Below are 16,971 nucleotides of genomic sequence, written 5' to 3' on the forward strand. Positions count from 1 at the left end.
GGCGTGTTGTTGTTATCGGCCTTGCCATAACAACAACACGCCGCAGGTCAACGCACGGGACGTACCCGGCCGATGTTCGTGGTCGCCCGCTGGCGGGGGGCTGCTCCTGCTCTTCTACTCGGGCTTGTGCTTGTCGAGTCTTGTGGGGGTGTCTTCCAGGGACGTGCGGTTCCAGTCGGCCAGGTCCGCGGCTGCTTCGTAGGTGGTGCGGAGGAACTCGGTCAGGGTGGCGTCCGGGTCGGCGGCGGTGGCCACCGTCTCGTAGGGGAGGAGGAACTCGCCCATTTCGCTGTCGTAGCGGGCTTCGGACGGGGTCACCGGGTGGTCGGGGAAGCCGGCGGGTTCCGGGTAGGCGTAGGAGTAGAAGGCGCCCTCCTCGCCGCCGCCGGGCCAGAAGCCCGCGCTGGACAGTTCGCCGGAATAGCCCTCCACCATCACCCAGTCGGGGCAGTTCGGGGCCCCGCCGGGATGAGCGGGGGCGGGACGGCCGGAGAAGCGCGTGCAGGCCAGGTCCATCGCGCCCCAGAAGAAGTGCACCGGGCTCACCTTGCCGACGAAATGGGACCGGAACTCGCCCAGGACGCGGTCCGCCTGGAGCAGCTGGCGCCAGAACAGGTGCGCCGCGTCCGGATCGTACGAGGCGTGCTCGCGGTCCTCGGCGAACGGGATCGCCTGAGGCACCTCGTTCGGGCTGGCCTGGATCGCGGCCTCGATCGAGAGGTCGTCCAGCGCGGACATGGTCTCGGCGTAGAAGTCGGCGACCGGCTTCGGCTCCAGGGCGACCGTGCGGGCGCCGCCGTCGCTGCTCCTGATGCGCAGGACGTGCTCGACGAAGTCGAACTCGATGTCGAACGCGCCGTCCCGGTAGGGGACCGCCGAGGTCGTCAGGCCGCGGGGGCTGACGTACATCGTGACCTGCCACCAGTGGTTGACCAGCGGCGCGTGGGCCAAGCGCACCTTGCCGACGATCTGCGTCCACATGTGGAGAGTGGCGCGGGTCTCGGCCCAGTCCGCCAGCCGCAGCCGCGGCCACCCGGATGCACGTTCCTCCGTCATCGCTACCTCCACGCAGATCCCAGTGGTCACTTGAGGTCGGTGATACCCCTTGGTGAGACGTCAACCACTCGTTGCCTCCAGGAGCCCCGGGGACGCGCGCATCCGCCGCACTGCCCGCATAGCCTGTGGGCATGCGGAACTGGGTCGCCGGCGTGCTGGACGCCTGCTGTGTGCTGGTGTTCGTCGTGATCGGGCGCGCCACGCACGAGGAGGCCGCGAGCGTGGCGGGGTTCGCCGCCACGGCTTGGCCGTTCCTGGTCGGGGCAGGCGCCGGATGGGTCGCCGGGCGCGTCTGGCGGCGGCCGGAGGCGGTGGTGCCGGGCGGCGTCGCGGTCTGGGCCGCGGCCGTCGCCGTCGGGATGCCGCTGCGGGCCATCAGCGGGCAGGGGACCGCCGCGGCGTTCGTGATCGTTGCGCTCGTGTTCCTCGGGGCGGCGCTGCTCGGCTGGCGCGGGGCCGTCGCCCTCGCGCGGCGCCGGAGCCCGGCCGGGGAGAACTGAACACCGGGCGGTTTTCTTGTGGGAGAACGCCAAATGACCGCCCGGTCTCTTTGCTGATCGAACCGGTTGACGCGGCGGGCGCCGTCCTGGTGAAGTTACCCGCGAGTCACGTGGGTGACCTCGATCATGCGAAAGGGACATGATGGCTTCTGCGCTGCGCGACTGGCTGGACGAGCCGAACCCGGGACGCGGCGTCCACCTGGCGGCCGACGACGGCGGCTGGGAGTACCGCGACTACGGCGAGCTCGCCGCCGCCGCCCGGCGGACCGCCGGGGCGCTGATCGAGGAGGGCGTCCGGCCCGGCGACGTGGTGTGCCTCGTCCTGCCCACGGACTTCACCTGCATCGAGACCTACTTCGGGGTCTGGGCCGCCGGCGCGACCGTGTGCCTGATCACGCCGCCGCTGTTCCAGGACGGGGACGACTACGTCGCGCACGTGGCGGCCATCCTGCGGCAGGCGTCCCCGGCGCTCGTGATCGCGTCCAAGGACCTCACCGAGTACGCCGGACGCGCCATGGACGATGCCGGGCTGAGCGGCGAGCCGTGGCAGCCCCGGCAGGCCGGCGAGGAGGCCGCGGTGCAGCCGGCCGGGGAGCTGGCGCTGCTCCAGTTCACGTCCGGATCGAGCGGCGCGCCGCGCGGCGTCATGGTCACCTGGGCGAACCTGGAGGCCAACACCGAGCTGATCGCGCGGATGGCCGGGTACGAGGACGGCGACGTCGTCGCGTCGTGGCTGCCGCTCTACCACGACATGGGGCTCATCGGCGCGTTCATCACCCCGATCGCGCGGCAGGGCATGCTGAGGCTGATGCGGCCGGACCACTTCATCCGCGACCCCGCACGGTGGCTCCGCTGCTTCGGCGAGGCGGCGCACACGGCCGCGCCCCCGTTCGCGTACGCGTACTGCGCGCGGCGGGTGAAGCCGGAGCAGCTGGAGGGGCTCGACCTGTCCGGCTGGAAGATGGCGCTGATCGGCGCCGAGCCCATCGACCCGCACGCGCTGGAGGTGTTCGCCCGGCTCGTCGAGCCGTTCGGGTTCTCGCGGCGGACGTTCAAGCCCGCGTACGGCATGGCCGAGACGACCCTGCTGGTCACCATGGACAACCGGCGGAGCGACCCGCTCGCCGTCCGGCCCGACCCCGAGACGCTGTCGTTCGGGTCGCCCGTCCGGATCCTGGAGCAGCACACGCTGGGCGAGCGGTCGCTCGGCGCCAAGGCCGGGTGGGTGGTCGGCTGCGGGACGCCCGAGGACGACGTGCCGGTCTGCATCGTCGACGACGACGGGAACGAGCTCGCCGGCGGGCTGCTCGGGGAGATCGTCGTCGGCGGCCCCTCCGCCTGTCCCGGCTACTACGCGGGGGCCGAGGCCAAGTCGACGCGGTTCATGGACGGCAAGGTCTACACCGGGGACGCCGGGTTCTTCCACGAGGGGCAGCTCTTCGTCCTCGGGCGGATGGGCGACAGCATCAAGGTCCGCGGCCGCTCGGTGTACGTCGAGGACCTCGAATCGAAGATCGCCGAGGTGAGCCGGCTCGGGAAGGGCCGCATCGCCGTGGTCGGCGTCCCGGGCGCCGGGCAGAAGGGGCTCGCGCTGTTCGCCGAGACGCAGGGCGAGGAGTGGGTCCCGGCGGTGCGCGAGATGCTCCGGCGGCGCGTCGGCGACGACGTCGAGCTGACGGTCGTGGTGGGCGCCGGGCTGATCCACCGGACGTCCAGCGGCAAGCCCCGCCGCCGGTACATGTGGGAGCGGCTGCAGGCGGACGAGATGGAGGGCGCCCGCATCGTCCCCTGATTGCTAAAGCCGCCGGCGACAGGACACCATGTCGTTGACGCTGCGAGAGGGCGACGATGCCGGCTGTTGCCAAGACGCTGTACCGCCTGGGGGCCCGCCTGGGCTCGACCGCCCAGAACGCCCTGGAGGTCGCCCGCTTCGGAGGGTTCGACACCGACGAGGACGCGTCTCCGTGCGAGGTCGTGACCGAGCAGCGGGTGTACCGGCTGCGGCACTACTTCCCGGACGCGGCGGGCGGCCCCGTCATGCTGCTCGTCCCGCCGCTGATGATCACCGCGGAGGTGTACGACATCTCCTCGCGGGTCAGCGCGGTGCGGGTCCTGCACGACCTCGGCGTCGACCCCTGGGTGGTCGACTTCGGCGCCCCCGAGCGGGAGCCCGGCGGGCTGGAGCGGACCATCAGCGACCACGTGCTGGCGGTCGGCGACGCCGTCGACCGGGTCCGCGGGGCCACCGGGCGGGACGTCCACCTCGCCGGGTACTCGCAGGGCGGCATGTTCGTCTACCAGGCCGCCGCGTACCGGCGCAGCGAGGGCATCGAGTCGATCGTCACGTTCGGCAGCCCGTCCGACACCAGCCAGGGGCTGCCGTTCGGCCTGCCCAGCCGGCTCGCGTCCGAGGGCGTCGAGCGCATACCGGACTGGGTCCTCGGCGGGTTCGCGGTGCCCGGCTGGGTGACGCGGCTCGGGTTCCAGGCGCTGAGCCCGGTGAAGTCGGTCCGGTCGAGGATCGACTTCATCCTCCAGCTGCACGACCGGGAGCGGCTCGCGCCGCGCGAGCGGCAGCGGCGGTTCCTGGAGCGGGAGGGCTGGGTGTCGTGGCCCGGCCCCGCGCTCGCCGAGTTCCTCCGCCAGTTCGTCCAGCACAACCGGATGCTCACGGGCGGGTTCCTCATCGGCGACCGGCTCGTGACGCTCGCCGACATCACCTGCCCCGTCCTCACCTTCGTCGGCGAGGTCGACGAGATCGCGCCGCCGCCGATGGTGCGCGGCATCCGGCGGGCCGCGCCGCGCGCCCAGGTGTACGAGGCGTCGCTGCGCGCCGGGCACTTCGGGCTCGTCGTCGGCGGCCTCGCGATCGCGCAGACCTGGCCGGCCGTCGCGTCCTGGGCCCTGTGGCGGGAGGGCGAGGACGACCTTCCGGAGATCGTCGCGCCCGTGGCGGGGGACGAGGAGGCCGAGCCCGCCGACCTGCCCGGCGGGCCCGCCGGATACGGGCTCCAGCTCGCGGTGGGCATCGGGACGAGCGCCGCGCGGTCGGCGCTCCGGACGGCCTCGCAGGTCGTGCACGGGACGCGGCAGATCAGCGGGGAGGCCGCGCAGAACCTGCCGCGGCTCGCGCGGCTGGAGCGCATCCAGTCCGACACCCGCATGTCGATGGGGCTGCTGCTGGACGAGCAGGCCCGGCACAGGCCCGGCGAGGTCTTCTTCCTCTACCGGGGCCGCGGGCACACGCACGACGCGGCCAAGCGCCGCGTCGACGCCGTGGTGCGCGGCCTGATCCACATCGGGGTGCGGCGCGGCGACGCCGTCGGCGTGCTGATGGGCACCCGGCCGACCGCGCTGGCGCTCGTCGCCGCGCTGAGCCGGCTCGGCGCCGTCGCCGTGCTGCTCCGCCCCGACGGCGACCCGGCGGCGGAGGCGCGCCTCGGCCAGGTGACACGCGTGATCGCCGATCCCGAGCACGCCGCGCTCGCCGCGGGGCTGGAGGACGTCCAGGGGTACCTGCTCGGCGGGGCCGGGCGCGGCGACCGCGGGTCGCTGGTCGACATGGAGGGCATCGACCCCGCGCGGGTGGAGCTGCCCGGGTGGTACCGGCCCAACCCGGGACGGGCCGGCGACCTCGCCTTCGTGGTGTTCCGCGGCGACGGGGACCAGCTGCGGGCCAGCCGGATCACGAACCGGCGGTGGGCGCTGTCGGCGTTCGGGACCGCGTCGTCGGCCGCGCTGTCCCCGTCCGACACCGTCTACAGCATCACGCCGATCCAGCACCCGTCCGCGCTGCTGATGAGCCTCGGCGGCGCGGTCGCCGGCGGCGCCCGGCTCGCGCTGGCCGGCGCTCCCGCCGCCGTCGCCGGGGGGCGCGACGGGTCGTCCTCCCACCGGGTCATCGACCCGGACACCTTCTGGGACGAGGCACGCCGCTACGGCGTGACCGTCGCGTCCTACACGTGGACGCTGCTGGGCGAGCTGGTGAACGCGCCGCCGAACCCGGCCGAGCGGCACCACGCCATCCGGCTGTTCATCGGCTCCGGCATGCCGCGCAACCTGTGGCGGCGGGTCGAGGACCGGTTCGCGCCCGCCCGCGTCCTGGAGTTCTACGCCTCGACGGAGGGCGAGGCGGTGCTGGTCAACCTGAGCGGCAAGAAGCCCGGATCGCTCGGCCGGCCGCTGCCGGGCAGCGCCCGGGTGCGGCTCGCCCGCTACGACCTGGAGAACGGGCGCCTGGACGAGGGGCCCGGCGGGTTCGCCGTCCGCTGCGAGCCGGGCGAGATCGGCATGCTGCTCGCGCGGGTGCGGCTCTCGGCGATCGGCGCCGCGGCCCGCCCGGTGCGGGGCGTGTTCCGGCCCGAGGACGCCTGGACGATCACCGGCGACCTGTTCCGGCGCGACGCGGCGGGCGACTACTGGCTCGTCGGGCGGGAGAACGAGCTGATCCGCACGGCCGAGGGCATCGTGCCGCCCGGCCCGATCCGGGACGCGCTCGGCGACCTGCCGTACGTCGACAGCGTCGCCGTCTACGGGATCCCGGTGGGCGGCACGGAGCTGGCCGCCGCCGCCGTGAGCCTCCGCGGCGCCGCCGCGCCTTCCGGGCCGAGCCGGGCGGGCGGCCGTCCCCCCGCGGCGGAGACGGTCAAGGCGATCGACCTGTCCGAGGCGCTGCTGCGGGTGGAGCCGGGGCTGCGGCCCGCGCTCGTCCGCGTCGTGGACGAGCTGCCCGTCACGGCGGGGCGGCGGCTGCGGACGGCGCCGCTGCGCGACGAGGGCGTCCCGGCGGTCGGCGACGGGCCGACCTACTACCGGGACAAGTCGGGCGGGTACCGGCCGCTGACGGACGCGGCGCGGCGGCGGCTGCTGCGCCCGGCGGCGGCCCGCGAGGCGCGCTGACGCGCAAGTCACGGGCGATAAGCCTGGACTTACGGGCGTCGGCTACGTTAGAACAAAGCAACAGAATCCGGTCTTTTGTTGCACGCTTCCCGGAGGGGTCATGACGAGCGTCCTCGCGCCGCCGCCGCAGGGCAGCGGCCTCAAACCGGTCCCCGGCGTGCCCGGCGTCCCGTACATCGGCAGCACCCTCGCCGTGATGCGCGACCCGATCGGGATGGCCCGCAAGCGCTACGACCAGTACGGGCCCGTCGCCTGGGGATGGCTGCTCGGGCAGCGCACCTGCACCGTCCAGGGGCCGGAGGCCGCCGAGGCCGTCCTGGTCAACCGGGACAAGGCGTTCGCGAACGGGCCCGCCTGGAGTTACTTCATCGGCCCGTTCTTCACCCGCGGGATCATGCTGCTCGACTTCGAGGAGCACCTGCACCACCGCCGCATCATGCAGCAGGCGTTCACCCCGGCCCGGCTGCGCGCCTACATGGACGCCATGGCGCCCGGCATCGTCAAGGGCATCGAGGCGTGGGAGCCCGGCCCCGGCTTCAAGGTCTACGACCACATCAAGCAGCTCACGCTCGACCTCGCCGTGGACGTGTTCATGGGCGTCGAACTGGACGACGCCGAGCGCGCACGCGTCAACGGCGCGTTCATCGACGCCGTCCGGGCGGGGACGGCCTACGTGCGGTTCCCCGTCCCCGGGCTGCGCTGGCACCGCGGCCTCCAGGCCCGCAAGGTGCTGGAGGAGTTCTTCTACCGGCACCTGCCCGCCAAGCGCCGCGACGGAGGCGACGACCTCTTCGCCGCGCTGTGCGAGGCCGAGACCGACGACGGGCAGCGGTTCACCGACGAGGACGTCGTCAACCACATGATCTTCGCGTTGATGGCGGCGCACGACACCACCACCATCACGCTGACGACGATGGCCTACTACCTGGCCAAGTTCCCCGAATGGCAGGAGCGGCTGCGCGAGGAGTCGCTGGCCCTCGGCGAGCCGCAGCCCGCCTACGGCGACCTCGACTCCCTCACCGGCATCGACATGGTGATGAAGGAGAGCCTGCGGCTGCTGCCGCCCGTCCCGGCGCTGCCCCGCAAGGTCGTCAAGGACACCTCCATCCTCGGCTTCCACGTCCCCGCCGGGACGCTGGTCGTGGTGCCGATGCTCAGCAACCACCACATGCCGCAGTGGTGGCCGGACCCGGACACGTTCGACCCCGAGCGCTTCTCCCCGGAGCGCCGCGAGGACAAGGCCCACAAGTACGCGTGGGCGCCGTTCGGCGGCGGCGCGCACAAGTGCATCGGGCTGTACTTCGCCGGGATGCAGGTCAAGACGATCCTGCACCAGGTGCTGCAGCGCTACCGCTGGAGCGTCCCGGCGCGCTACGAATGGCCGCTGGACACGACGTCCCTCCCCTCGCCGAAGGACGGGCTCCCCGTCCGGCTCGACCGCCTGGAGCAGCAATGAGCAAGGTCATCGCGATCACCGGGGCCGCGCGGGGGATCGGCCTCGCCACCGCCCGCGCGCTGACGGGCAAGGGCGCGACCGTCGTCATCGGCGACATCGACGAGGCCGCCGTCGAGGAGGCCGCCGCCGCGCTGGGCGTCACGGGCCTCACCGTGGACGTCACGTCCCGCGCGTCGTTCACCGCGTTCCTCGACGCGGCCGAGGCGGCCGCCGGCGGACCGCTCGACGTGCTGATCAACAACGCCGGGATCATGCCGATCGGGCCGGTCGCCGACGAGAGCGACGCCGACGCCCGCCGCTGCCTCGACATCAACGTGCACGGCGTGATGCTCGGCACCAAGCTGGCCCTCGGCCGGATGCTGCCGCGCGGGTCCGGCCACATCATCAACGTCGCCTCGCTCGCCGGCGTCCTGTTCACCCCCGGCCTCGCCCTCTACAACGCCAGCAAGGCCGCCGTCGTCGGGTTCACCGAGGCGACCCGCCTGGAGGTGGCGGACCGGGGGGTGCACGTCAGCGCAGTCCTGCCGACGTTCACCAACACCGACCTCGTCGCCGGGACGGCGAGCCCCAAGGGGCAGAAGAACTGCGAGCCGGAGGACATCGCCGCCGCCGTCGCCGCCCTGATCGGCAGGCCGCGCCCGCAGGTCGTCGTCCCGAAGAAGCTCGGCGCCCAGGTCAAGATCGGCGCACTGCTGCCCGAGCGCCTCCGCCGGGCCACGTCCCGCCGCCTGGGCCTGGACAAGATCTTCCTGGACTACGACCCAGACGCCCGAAAGTCCTACGACGCAAGAATCCGCTCAACCCCCTAACCCCCGCCGTGCCGCCCTGCTCCGTTGACCTGCGGCGTGTTGTTGTTATGGCGCCGCTCAAAACAACAACACGCCGCAGGTCAACGTGGGCGGGCTTTGCGGAGGGCTCGGCGGGCTTGGGGGAGGTAGCGGGCTGCTTCGGGGAGGAGGGGCCATGCCCGGTTGCCGGCGCGGACGGCGGCGGCGAAGCGGCGGTAGCGGCGTTCGTCGGCGGCGCTCCACGGCAGGTCGAGCAGTTCGCGCATGCGGGGGTGCAGGCCGCCGACCGTGAGGAACCGGGCGACCGCGTTCAGCGGCGGCGACACCGCGCGCCACAGCGGGGCCGGGACCTTCGGGGGCGCGGGCAGGCCCTTCTTGACGTAGCCGACGCCGTACCGGGCGGTCTTGTGCGGGACGATCTCCTCGTCCAGCATCCGCTTCCAGTACGCCTGGAACGCCTCCCAGTCGTCCGGCATGGCGCGGTCGCTGACGCCGTACATCCGGAACCAGGTCTTGGACTCCTCGTAGACGCGGCGCTTCTCCGCCTCGCCGAGGGGCCTGATGAACGTCTCGATCGCGTACAGCATGGTGTCGAGGAAGGTCGCGTGCGCCCAGTAGTAGGTCTCGGGGTCGAGCGCGTGGTAGCGGGCGCCGTCCGGCATCGTCCCCTTGATCCCGCGGTGGTAATCGCGGACCTTCCGGCCCGTCTCGGCGGACCGCTCCGCGCCGTACACGGTGTCCAGGATCGGCCCGGCGGACCGCTTCACCCGCGCGAACGTCTCGGAGAAGAACACCGAGTGGTCGAGGACGCCCTGGCCGAGCGCCGGGAGCATGTTCTGCAGGACGGCCGCCCGGGGCCCGACGAGGAGCATCCGGGTGTCGCCGAAGTAGCGCCAGGTCAGCGAGCCCGGCCCGAGCGGGGCCGGGGGCTCGGTCTCGGCCTGGTCCGTCATGTGCACCACCGCGAGTCTGAGACAGAAGTACAATTTGACGATCATTGTAGCTCTGTCGCGTCCGGTGCTGCGGACCGGGCGCCCGATCCGGCTAGGGTGCGGCTATGACGATGGACGTGCGGACCGCCGGGGGGCTGGCGGCGCGGCTGGCGGTGCCGGAGGGCGACGCCGACGATCTCGACACCCGCATCCTGGACGCCGCCCTCGCGGAGTTCGAGACCTACGGGCTGCGCAGGGTCAGCGTCGAGGACGTCGCCAAGCGGGCCGGGGTCGCGCGCACCACCATCTACCGGCGGTTCACCAACAAGGAGCAGCTGCTCCAGGCGGTCATCCTGCGCGAGTGCCGCCGGTTCCTCACCGCGATCGCCGAGGCCACGCAGGACCTCGCGTCCGCCGAGGACGCCGTGGTGGAGGGCTTCGTGGTCGGGCTCCGCAGCGCCCGCACGCACCCGCTGATGACCCGCGTCCTGGAGAGCGAGCCGGAGGCGTTCCTCCCGCAGCTCAGCATGAACGGCGGCGCGGTGATGCTCGCCGCGCGCGACATCCTCGCCGACCGGCTGCGCCGCGCCCGCCCCGGCGACGGGGAGGACCACAACACCGTCGCCGAGGTGCTGCTGCGGCTCGCGGTGTCGCTCCTGCTCGTGCCCGGCGGCGGCCTGGAGCTGGCGGACGAGGACGCCATCCGCGCGTTCGCCCGCGACTACCTCACCCGGATGCTCCGGCCCTGACGGTCGGCGGGTCCCCGCCTCGCGTCCCGTCCTGCGCGTCCCATGCCTTACTCCGGGGCCGCCGCTCCCGTAGTCTCTGGTTGTCGAATTTCGTTCTAGAACCGGAGGCGCGGCATGGAGGCGGTCGTCCAGACGTCCCACGGGAAGGTGCGCGGCAGGACACGGGACGGCGTCACCGCCTTCCTCGGCATCCCCTACGCCGCGCCGCCGTTCGGGCCGAACCGCTTCCGGGAGCCGCGCCCGCCCGAGCCGTGGGACGGCGTCCGCGACGCCTTCGAGTACGGGCCGACCGCGCCGAAGCCCGGCTACCCCAAGCCGTACGACGCGCTCCTGCCCGACCCCGACGTCCCCGGCGAGGACTGCCTCAACCTGAACGTCTGGACGCCGGAGCCGGGCGGCTCGGGGCTGCCCGTCATGGTGTGGGTCCACGGCGGCGCGTTCCGCAACGGGTCCGGCGCCGTGCCCGTCTACAGCGGCCGCGGTTTCGCCCGCGACGGCGTCGTCTGCGTGACGATCAACTACCGGCTCGGCGTGGAGGGCTTCGCGAACCTGCCCGGCGCCCCGCTCAACCGGGGGCTGCGCGACCAGATCGCCGCCCTGGAGTGGGTGCGCGACAACATCGCGGGCTTCGGCGGGGACCCGGGCAACGTCACCGTGTTCGGCGAGTCCGCGGGCGCGATGAGCGTCACCACCCTGCTCTCCCTCGACCTCGGGCTGTTCGGGCGCGCGATCGCGCAGAGCGGCGCCGGCAGCATCGCGCAGGACCCGGACGACGCCATGCTCGTCACGAAGGAGATGGCCGCGCGGCTCGGCGTCGAGCCGACCGCCGAGGCGTTCGCCGCGCTGGACCCGGCCGCGATCCTCCCCGCGCAGGCGTCGGTCGCCGCCGAGGTCTCGATGGTCCCCGACCCCGGCCGCTGGGGCGCCACCACCGCGGCGGGCGCCATGTCCCTCACCCCCGTCCTGGACGGCGAGCTGCTCGCCCGGCGCCCCGAGGACGCCATCGCGGACGGCGCCGGCCGCGACGCCGACCTCCTCATCGGCTGCACGTCCGAGGAGTTCCGGCTGTTCCTGATGCCGACCGGCCTCGCCGGCCAGCTCACCGACGAGATCGTCGGCGTCGTCACCGCCGGCATGGGCGTCCCGTCCGGGATGGCCGCCGCCTACCGCGACCGCCACCGGGACCTGACGGCCGGCGAGCTGCTCGCGACGATCGTCACCGACAGCCTGTTCCGGATCCCGGCGAACCGCGCCGCCGCCGGGCACGCCGCGTCCGGCGGGCGCACCTGGATGTACGAGTTCGCGTGGCGGTCGCCGAACCACGGCCTCGGCGCGTGCCACGCCCTGGAGCTGGGCTTCGTGTTCGACAACCTGACCGCCGAGCCCGAGGGGCTGGCCGGGCCGAACCCGCCGCAGCCGCTCGCCGACCGGATGCACCGCGCCTGGGTCGGGTTCGCCGCGACCGGCGACCCCGGCTGGGGCCGCTTCGATCCGTCGACGCGCGCGGTGCGGGTGTTCGACGAGCCGGCCGACCGGACCGTCGACGACCCGCGCGGCGACGTCCGCAGGCTCTGGGACTAGAGCCGCTCCACCACGTGCTCGGCGATGGCCAGCGAGGACGTCGCCGCCGGGGACGGGGCGTTGCGGACGGTCACCACCGGGCCGACCCGCCCGATGCGGAAGTCGTCCACGAGCGAGCCGTCGGGGTCCACCGCCTGCGCGCGGACCCCGGCGGGCGCCGCGACGACGTCGGCCGCGGCCAGGTCCGGGACGAAGCCGCGCGCCTCGGCGACGAACGCGCGCTTCACCGCCGACCCGTACAGCTCCTTCGCGCCCGTCCGCCAGTGCCGCCGCGCCAGCCGCCGGAAGCCGGGCCAGCGGACCGTCTCCCACAGGTCGGCCGGGCGGACGTCGCGCCACCGGTAGCCCTCCCTGGCCAGCGCCAGGACGGCGTTGGGGCCGATGTCCACGCCGCCGTCCACGCGCCGGGTGAAGTGCACGCCGAGGAACGGGTAGCGGGGGTCGGGCACCGGGTAGATGAGGCCGCGGACCAGGTCCGTCCGGGACGGGACGAGCCGGTAGTACTCGCCGCGGAACGGGATGATCGCCGGGGCGGGCGCGTCGCCGGCCAGCCGCGCCACCCGGTCGGACTGGAGCCCGGCGCACACGACGAGCCGGTCGAAGACCAGTTCCTCCCGCCGGGACGCGACCGTGACGCGGTCGCCGGCCCGCCCGAGCCGGACGACCTCGAAGCCGAGCCGCACCTCGCCGCCGCTCTGCACGACGTCGTCGGCGAACGCGCGGGCGACCGCCGGGAAGTCGGCGATCGCGGTGGTGGGGGAGTGCAGCGCGGCCACCCCGGCGGCGTGCGGCTCGATCTCGCGGAGCCCGCCGCCCGTCAGGCGCCGCAGCCCCGGGACCCCGTTGGCCGCCGCGCGCCGCTCGATCTCGTCCAGCGCCGCCAGTTCGGACGCGTCGCGCGCGACGACGACCTTGCCGCACTCCTCGTAGGGCAGGTTCCGGTCGGTGCAATATTCCTTGAGCAGGCCGATCCCGCGCCTGCACAGTGTCGCCTTCAGCGAGCCCGGCGCGTAGTACAGGCCCGCGTGGGCGACGCCGCTGTTGTGGCCCGTCTGATGGGCCGCGACGCGGTCCTCCTTGTCGAGGACCGTCACCTCCGTGCCGGGGCGCGTCTCGGCCAGCCGGCGCGCGATCGCCAGCCCGAGAATCCCCGCGCCGACGACGCCGACCCGTGTCTCCGCCATCCCCGCACCCTAGCGGGGGGACGGGGTCAGCTCCCGAGGCGCTTGCGCCCCTGCGCGCGCACCCGCTTGCGCTGCGACGAGTCGAGCATCATGTACCCGACGAGCGGTGCGCCGAGGACGCCCAGGATGATCAGGGCGCTCAGCCACCACGGGAAGACGAACAGGGTCAGGAAGCCGACGACGACGCCGCCGATGACTACCTTGGTCTGGGTCGACATCTGGTACCTCCGTTTACGGGCCGCCCATCTGGAACGCCGCCCTCACCTAGCACAACGGCCGTCCCGCGACCGCTGTTCCACGATATGTCGCGAGTCTGGCGGATGGCCATGATGATCTGGCCCCGGAGTCAGTATGCCCAGCACGCGGAGGTCGGATGCACCGCCGGTAGATGTGCCCGCCGGTAGATGCGGCCGCCGGTCGGATGCGCCGCCGGTCAGATGCGCAGGGGTCAGATGCGCAGGGAGAGCTGCCCGCCGCCCAGCGCGCGCAGGACGTCGGCGTGGAGCCTGCCGTTCGTGCAGACCACGCTGCCGCCGTCCGGGCCGGGGACGCCCGTCAGGTCGGTGAACATGCCGCCGGCCTCCTCCACGATCACCTGGAGGGCGGCGAGGTCCCACAGCGAGACCTCGGGCTCGGCGGAGATGTCGACCGCGCCCTCGGCGACCATCATGTGCGACCAGAAGTCGCCGAACGCCCGCGTCCGCCACACCGAGCGGGTCAGGTCGAGGAACTGGGTGAGGCGGCCCTGCTCCTCCCAGCCGCTCAGGCTGGAGAACGACAGGGACGCGTCGGACATCTCGCCGACCGCCGACACGTTCATCCGGGTGGCGCGGGTGAGGCTGCGGCCCGTCCAGGCGCCGCCGCCCCGGGCCGCCCACCAGCGCCGGTTCAGCGCGGGCGCCGACACCACCCCGACGACGATCTCGTCGTTCTCCATCAGCGCGATCAGCGTCGCCCACACCGGGACGCCGCGCACGAAGTTCTTCGTCGCGTCGATCGGGTCGATGATCCAGCAGCGGTTCCCGTACCCCGTCTTGCCGTACTCCTCGCCGAGCACCGCGTCCCGCGGCCGCGCCCGCTTCAGCGTGCCGCGTATCTGCTCCTCCACGCTGCGGTCGGCGTCGCTGACCGGCGTCAAGTCCGGCTTGGTCTCGACGCTGAGGTCGAGGGCGCGGAAACGCTTGGTCGTGATGTCGTCGGCTCCGTCCGCCAGCACATGCGCGAGACGAAGGTCATCGGAATAGCCCGCCACGGCGAGCAACGGTACCCTGATCGCCCCGTGGCCAGACACTCCTGCCCGTGCCGTTCCGGCTTTTCGGTCGTCCGGACGGGGCGCGCCGGGCGCGGTCGCCGGTTTCCCGGGACGGGTGGTGGCAGCATGGGGGCCATGGCGCACGACCTTCCCGCGTGGGTGGCCGAGCTGACCGACCCGCGCAGGGCCGAGACGCTCGACGAGCTCGCCGACCGACTCGTCCCCCTCGCCGAGCACGCCATCGACGTGTCCCGTCGATTGCAGGCGCAGCTCAACGAGCTCAACGACCCGTTCAAGCGCGAAGCGCTCTACGGGCGGGTGGAACGGCTGAAGGCCCGGGTGGGCGAGGCCCTGGACGAGATCACGGCGGAGATCTCCGCGTCCGGGGAGGAGCGCATCGAGCGCGTCTGGGCGGACTTCGCCGGACGGGCCGGGCCCGGCGACCGCGGCGCACGGGAGCGCGAGCTGCGCCGCCTCCTGGACCGCGACGTCGTGCCGGTGCTGTCCAAGCAGCAGCAGGACGTGGCCGAACGCGTCGCCGAGCGGACGTCCGGCGCGCTGGAGGAGGCGACGCAGACGCTCCTTACCCGGGTGGAGCAGCTGGCCAAGGCGGTCACCGACCTGATCCACGACGTGCTGCCGCTCGCCCGCGAGGGCCTGACGCTGGCCAGCCGCATCTCGGCGCTGTCCGGCCACGCGCGCAAGACGGGCCGGGGGCCGATTCCGGCCGAGCTGAAGAGCGCGGGCGCCGAGACGTCCGGGGCGTTCGACGAGGCCGTCGCGCGGCTGGAGCTGGAATGGTCCGCGCTCGGCGCCCGGTCGGCGAGCGTGCGGGCGGCGCTGCGGGGCGCGGAGGAGAGCGCGTTCAGCCACGTCACCGAGGAGATGACCCGGTGCGTGGAGGAACTCGCGCCCCGGCACGTCAAGGCGCTGAACGAGGCCGAGGCCAAGGCGCGCACCCTGTTCGAGGAGGCGCGCGGCTAGCCGCCGGCCGGCCCGTCAGGCCGTGACGTGCAGCGTCCGCAGGAACGTCTCGTAGTGCGGGACGCCCTGGTCCCAGTGGTTCTGGTCGGCGGCCAGGAGCACCTGGTAGAGGACGCCGCCGGACTCGAACACCCGCACCCGCGCGCGTCCCGGCGTGCCGTTCTTGGTGAAGGTGAACTGGAGTTCGGCCGCCTGCCCGCCCGCGTACGGGACGCTCCGGTCGAAACTCTCCTGGGTGAAGCCGGGATAGGCGCCGGTGTCGTCCTTCATCTCGCCGATCGCGGACGCGAGGCCGTCCGCCGGTGTGCCCAGGGCGGCGGAGCCGAGGCGCTGGAACGCCAGGCCCATCGTCACGCCCTGCTCCTGCGAGGTGAACGTCACGTCGTCGCCCTCGGGGGCCTCCTTCCAGCCCTGGGGGACGACGGCGGTGAACGACGAGCCCCGGTAGGGGCGGTACCCCGCGGGCACGGAGGGCGACCCGCCCGGCGTGGACGATGACGCGCCCGGAGTGGGCGACGAGGTGCCCGCCCGCCCGCCGCCGCCGTTCTCCCCGGTGTTGGTGAACAGCACGACCGCGACGACGGCGGCGGCCAGCGCCGCCGCGAAGATCCCGGCGGGCACGATCAGCTGCCAGGGCGTCCGCCCGCGCGGCGCGGGCGGCGGCCCCGGCGCCGCCGGACCGGCCCCGGCCGGCGGCAGCGTCAGGTCGTGCGGCGGCTCGGCGGGGGCGAACGCGGGCACCGGGGCGCCCTGCGCGACCTGGCGGAGCAGGCGCCCGGCGTCCTCGGGGCCCAGCCGCCGCCCGGGATCCTTGCGCAGCAGCCCGTGCAGGACGGGCGCCAGCGGCCCGGCGAGGCGGAACGGGTCCGGGTCGTCCGACAGGAGGGCGGCCATCATCCCCCACACGTCCGGCCGCCCGAACGGCGGGCGGCCCTCGACCGCCGCGTACAGCGTCCCGCCGAGCGACCACAGGTCGGACGCCGGCGTCGCCTTCTGGTGCCGGGCCTGCTCCGGCGCCAGGTACGCGGGCGACCCGACGATCGAGCCCGCCTGGGTGAGCGTCTCGTCGCCCGCCACGGTCGCGATCCCGAAGTCGGTGAGGACGGCCCGGCCGGGCGGCAGCAGCACGTTCCCCGGCTTGACGTCGCGGTGCACGACCCCCGCGGCGTGCGCGGCGGCCAGCGCGTCCAGCAGGTCGATCCCGATCGCGGCGACCCGGGCCGGCGGCAGCGGCCCTTCCCGCGCGATGACCCGGTCCAGGCTCTCCGCCCGGACGAGCTGCATCACGATCCACGGGCGGCCGTCCTCCTCGACGACGTCGTAGACCGTCACGATGCCCGGATGGTCGAGCCGCGCCGCCGACCTCGCCTCCCGGAACGTCCGCGCGTACAGCCGCTCCACCTGCGGGGCGTCCAGGCCCTGCGGCAGCGACACCTCCTTGACCGCCACCTCGCGGTCGAGCGTCCGGTCGCGGGCCCGCCACACCGCGCCCATCCCTCCGCGGCCGAGTACCTCCAGAAGCTCGTACCGCGCCGCGATCGTCTGAGGCATGCGGCGACCCTACCCACGCGCGCGGGCGGACGTCGCCCG

General features: G+C 73.7%; 14 protein-coding genes. 8 read left to right on the top strand and 6 right to left on the bottom strand.

What is annotated here, in order from left to right:
* Positions 1 to 114: 114 nt before the first annotated feature.
* Positions 115 to 1,056 (bottom strand): DUF5996 family protein, encoded by a 942-nt coding sequence (locus ACA511_RS35945; RefSeq protein WP_375029183.1) that lies wholly within the window; start codon positions 1,054 to 1,056, stop codon positions 115 to 117.
* Positions 1,057 to 1,187: 131 nt separating this feature from the next.
* On the opposite strand from ACA511_RS35945, the gene ACA511_RS35950 reads away from it, so the two are divergent.
* The 5 genes from ACA511_RS35950 (at position 1,188) to ACA511_RS35970 (ending at position 8,720) form a co-directional block, all read left to right on the top strand.
* Positions 1,188 to 1,556, top strand: a complete 369-nt coding sequence (locus tag ACA511_RS35950) for a DUF3054 domain-containing protein (protein WP_375029184.1) — start codon at positions 1,188 to 1,190, stop codon at positions 1,554 to 1,556.
* Positions 1,557 to 1,695: 139 nt separating this feature from the next.
* Positions 1,696 to 3,348, top strand: coding sequence for an AMP-binding protein (locus ACA511_RS35955; RefSeq protein ID WP_375029185.1), 1,653 nt, complete (start codon positions 1,696 to 1,698; stop codon positions 3,346 to 3,348).
* A 56-nt stretch (positions 3,349 to 3,404) separates the two neighbouring features.
* A complete protein-coding gene (locus ACA511_RS35960; protein ID WP_375029186.1) occupies positions 3,405 to 6,455 on the top strand; it encodes an AMP-binding protein in 3,051 nt (1,016 codons plus the stop codon).
* 100 nt (positions 6,456 to 6,555) lie between these two features.
* Positions 6,556 to 7,911, top strand: coding sequence for a cytochrome P450 (locus ACA511_RS35965; protein ID WP_375029187.1), 1,356 nt, complete (start codon positions 6,556 to 6,558; stop codon positions 7,909 to 7,911).
* Entirely contained in the window at positions 7,908 to 8,720 is an 813-nt protein-coding gene (locus ACA511_RS35970; protein WP_375029188.1) for an SDR family oxidoreductase, read from the top strand. The genes ACA511_RS35965 and ACA511_RS35970 overlap by 4 nt, the downstream gene beginning before the upstream one ends.
* Before the next feature lie 80 nt (positions 8,721 to 8,800).
* On the opposite strand, the gene ACA511_RS35975 is transcribed toward ACA511_RS35970, so the two are convergent.
* The gene (locus ACA511_RS35975) at positions 8,801 to 9,652 is read right to left on the bottom strand and encodes an oxygenase MpaB family protein (RefSeq protein WP_375029189.1); all 852 of its coding nucleotides are present in this window, start codon (positions 9,650 to 9,652) and stop codon (positions 8,801 to 8,803) included.
* Between the two features lie 104 nt (positions 9,653 to 9,756).
* On the opposite strand from ACA511_RS35975, the gene ACA511_RS35980 reads away from it, so the two are divergent.
* Positions 9,757 to 10,380 (top strand): TetR/AcrR family transcriptional regulator, encoded by a 624-nt coding sequence (locus ACA511_RS35980; RefSeq protein WP_375029190.1) that lies wholly within the window; start codon positions 9,757 to 9,759, stop codon positions 10,378 to 10,380.
* Between the two features lie 114 nt (positions 10,381 to 10,494).
* Positions 10,495 to 11,961, top strand: coding sequence for a carboxylesterase/lipase family protein (locus ACA511_RS35985; protein WP_375029191.1), 1,467 nt, complete (start codon positions 10,495 to 10,497; stop codon positions 11,959 to 11,961).
* Here the strand turns inward: ACA511_RS35985 and lhgO are convergent.
* From lhgO to hisN, 3 genes are all read right to left on the bottom strand, one after another.
* Positions 11,958 to 13,145 carry an L-2-hydroxyglutarate oxidase gene (gene lhgO, locus ACA511_RS35990; RefSeq protein WP_375029192.1) on the bottom strand — a complete coding sequence of 396 codons (1,188 nt, stop codon included), beginning with the start codon at positions 13,143 to 13,145 and terminating at the stop codon, positions 11,958 to 11,960. The genes ACA511_RS35985 and lhgO overlap by 4 nt on opposite strands.
* 26 nt (positions 13,146 to 13,171) lie before the next feature.
* Positions 13,172 to 13,363 (bottom strand): hypothetical protein, encoded by a 192-nt coding sequence (locus ACA511_RS35995; RefSeq protein WP_375029193.1) that lies wholly within the window; start codon positions 13,361 to 13,363, stop codon positions 13,172 to 13,174.
* A gap of 230 nt (positions 13,364 to 13,593) precedes the next feature.
* Positions 13,594 to 14,397: a histidinol-phosphatase gene (hisN, locus tag ACA511_RS36000; RefSeq protein ID WP_375029194.1), complete on the bottom strand. Its 804-nt coding sequence runs from the start codon at positions 14,395 to 14,397 to the stop codon at positions 13,594 to 13,596.
* A 135-nt stretch (positions 14,398 to 14,532) separates the two neighbouring features.
* Here hisN and ACA511_RS36005 point away from each other — a divergent pair, with 135 nt between their 5' ends.
* Positions 14,533 to 15,381 carry a hypothetical protein gene (locus ACA511_RS36005; protein WP_375029195.1) on the top strand — a complete coding sequence of 283 codons (849 nt, stop codon included), beginning with the start codon at positions 14,533 to 14,535 and terminating at the stop codon, positions 15,379 to 15,381.
* A 15-nt stretch (positions 15,382 to 15,396) separates the two neighbouring features.
* On the opposite strand, the gene ACA511_RS36010 is transcribed toward ACA511_RS36005, so the two are convergent.
* Complete coding sequence (locus ACA511_RS36010) at positions 15,397 to 16,932, bottom strand: serine/threonine-protein kinase (RefSeq protein WP_375029196.1); 1,536 nt, start codon at positions 16,930 to 16,932, stop codon at positions 15,397 to 15,399.
* Positions 16,933 to 16,971 lie beyond the last annotated feature (39 nt).

It is taken from the genome of Actinomadura sp. GTD37, from assembly GCF_041951365.1.
GTDB lineage: Bacteria > Actinomycetota > Actinomycetes > Streptosporangiales > Streptosporangiaceae > Spirillospora.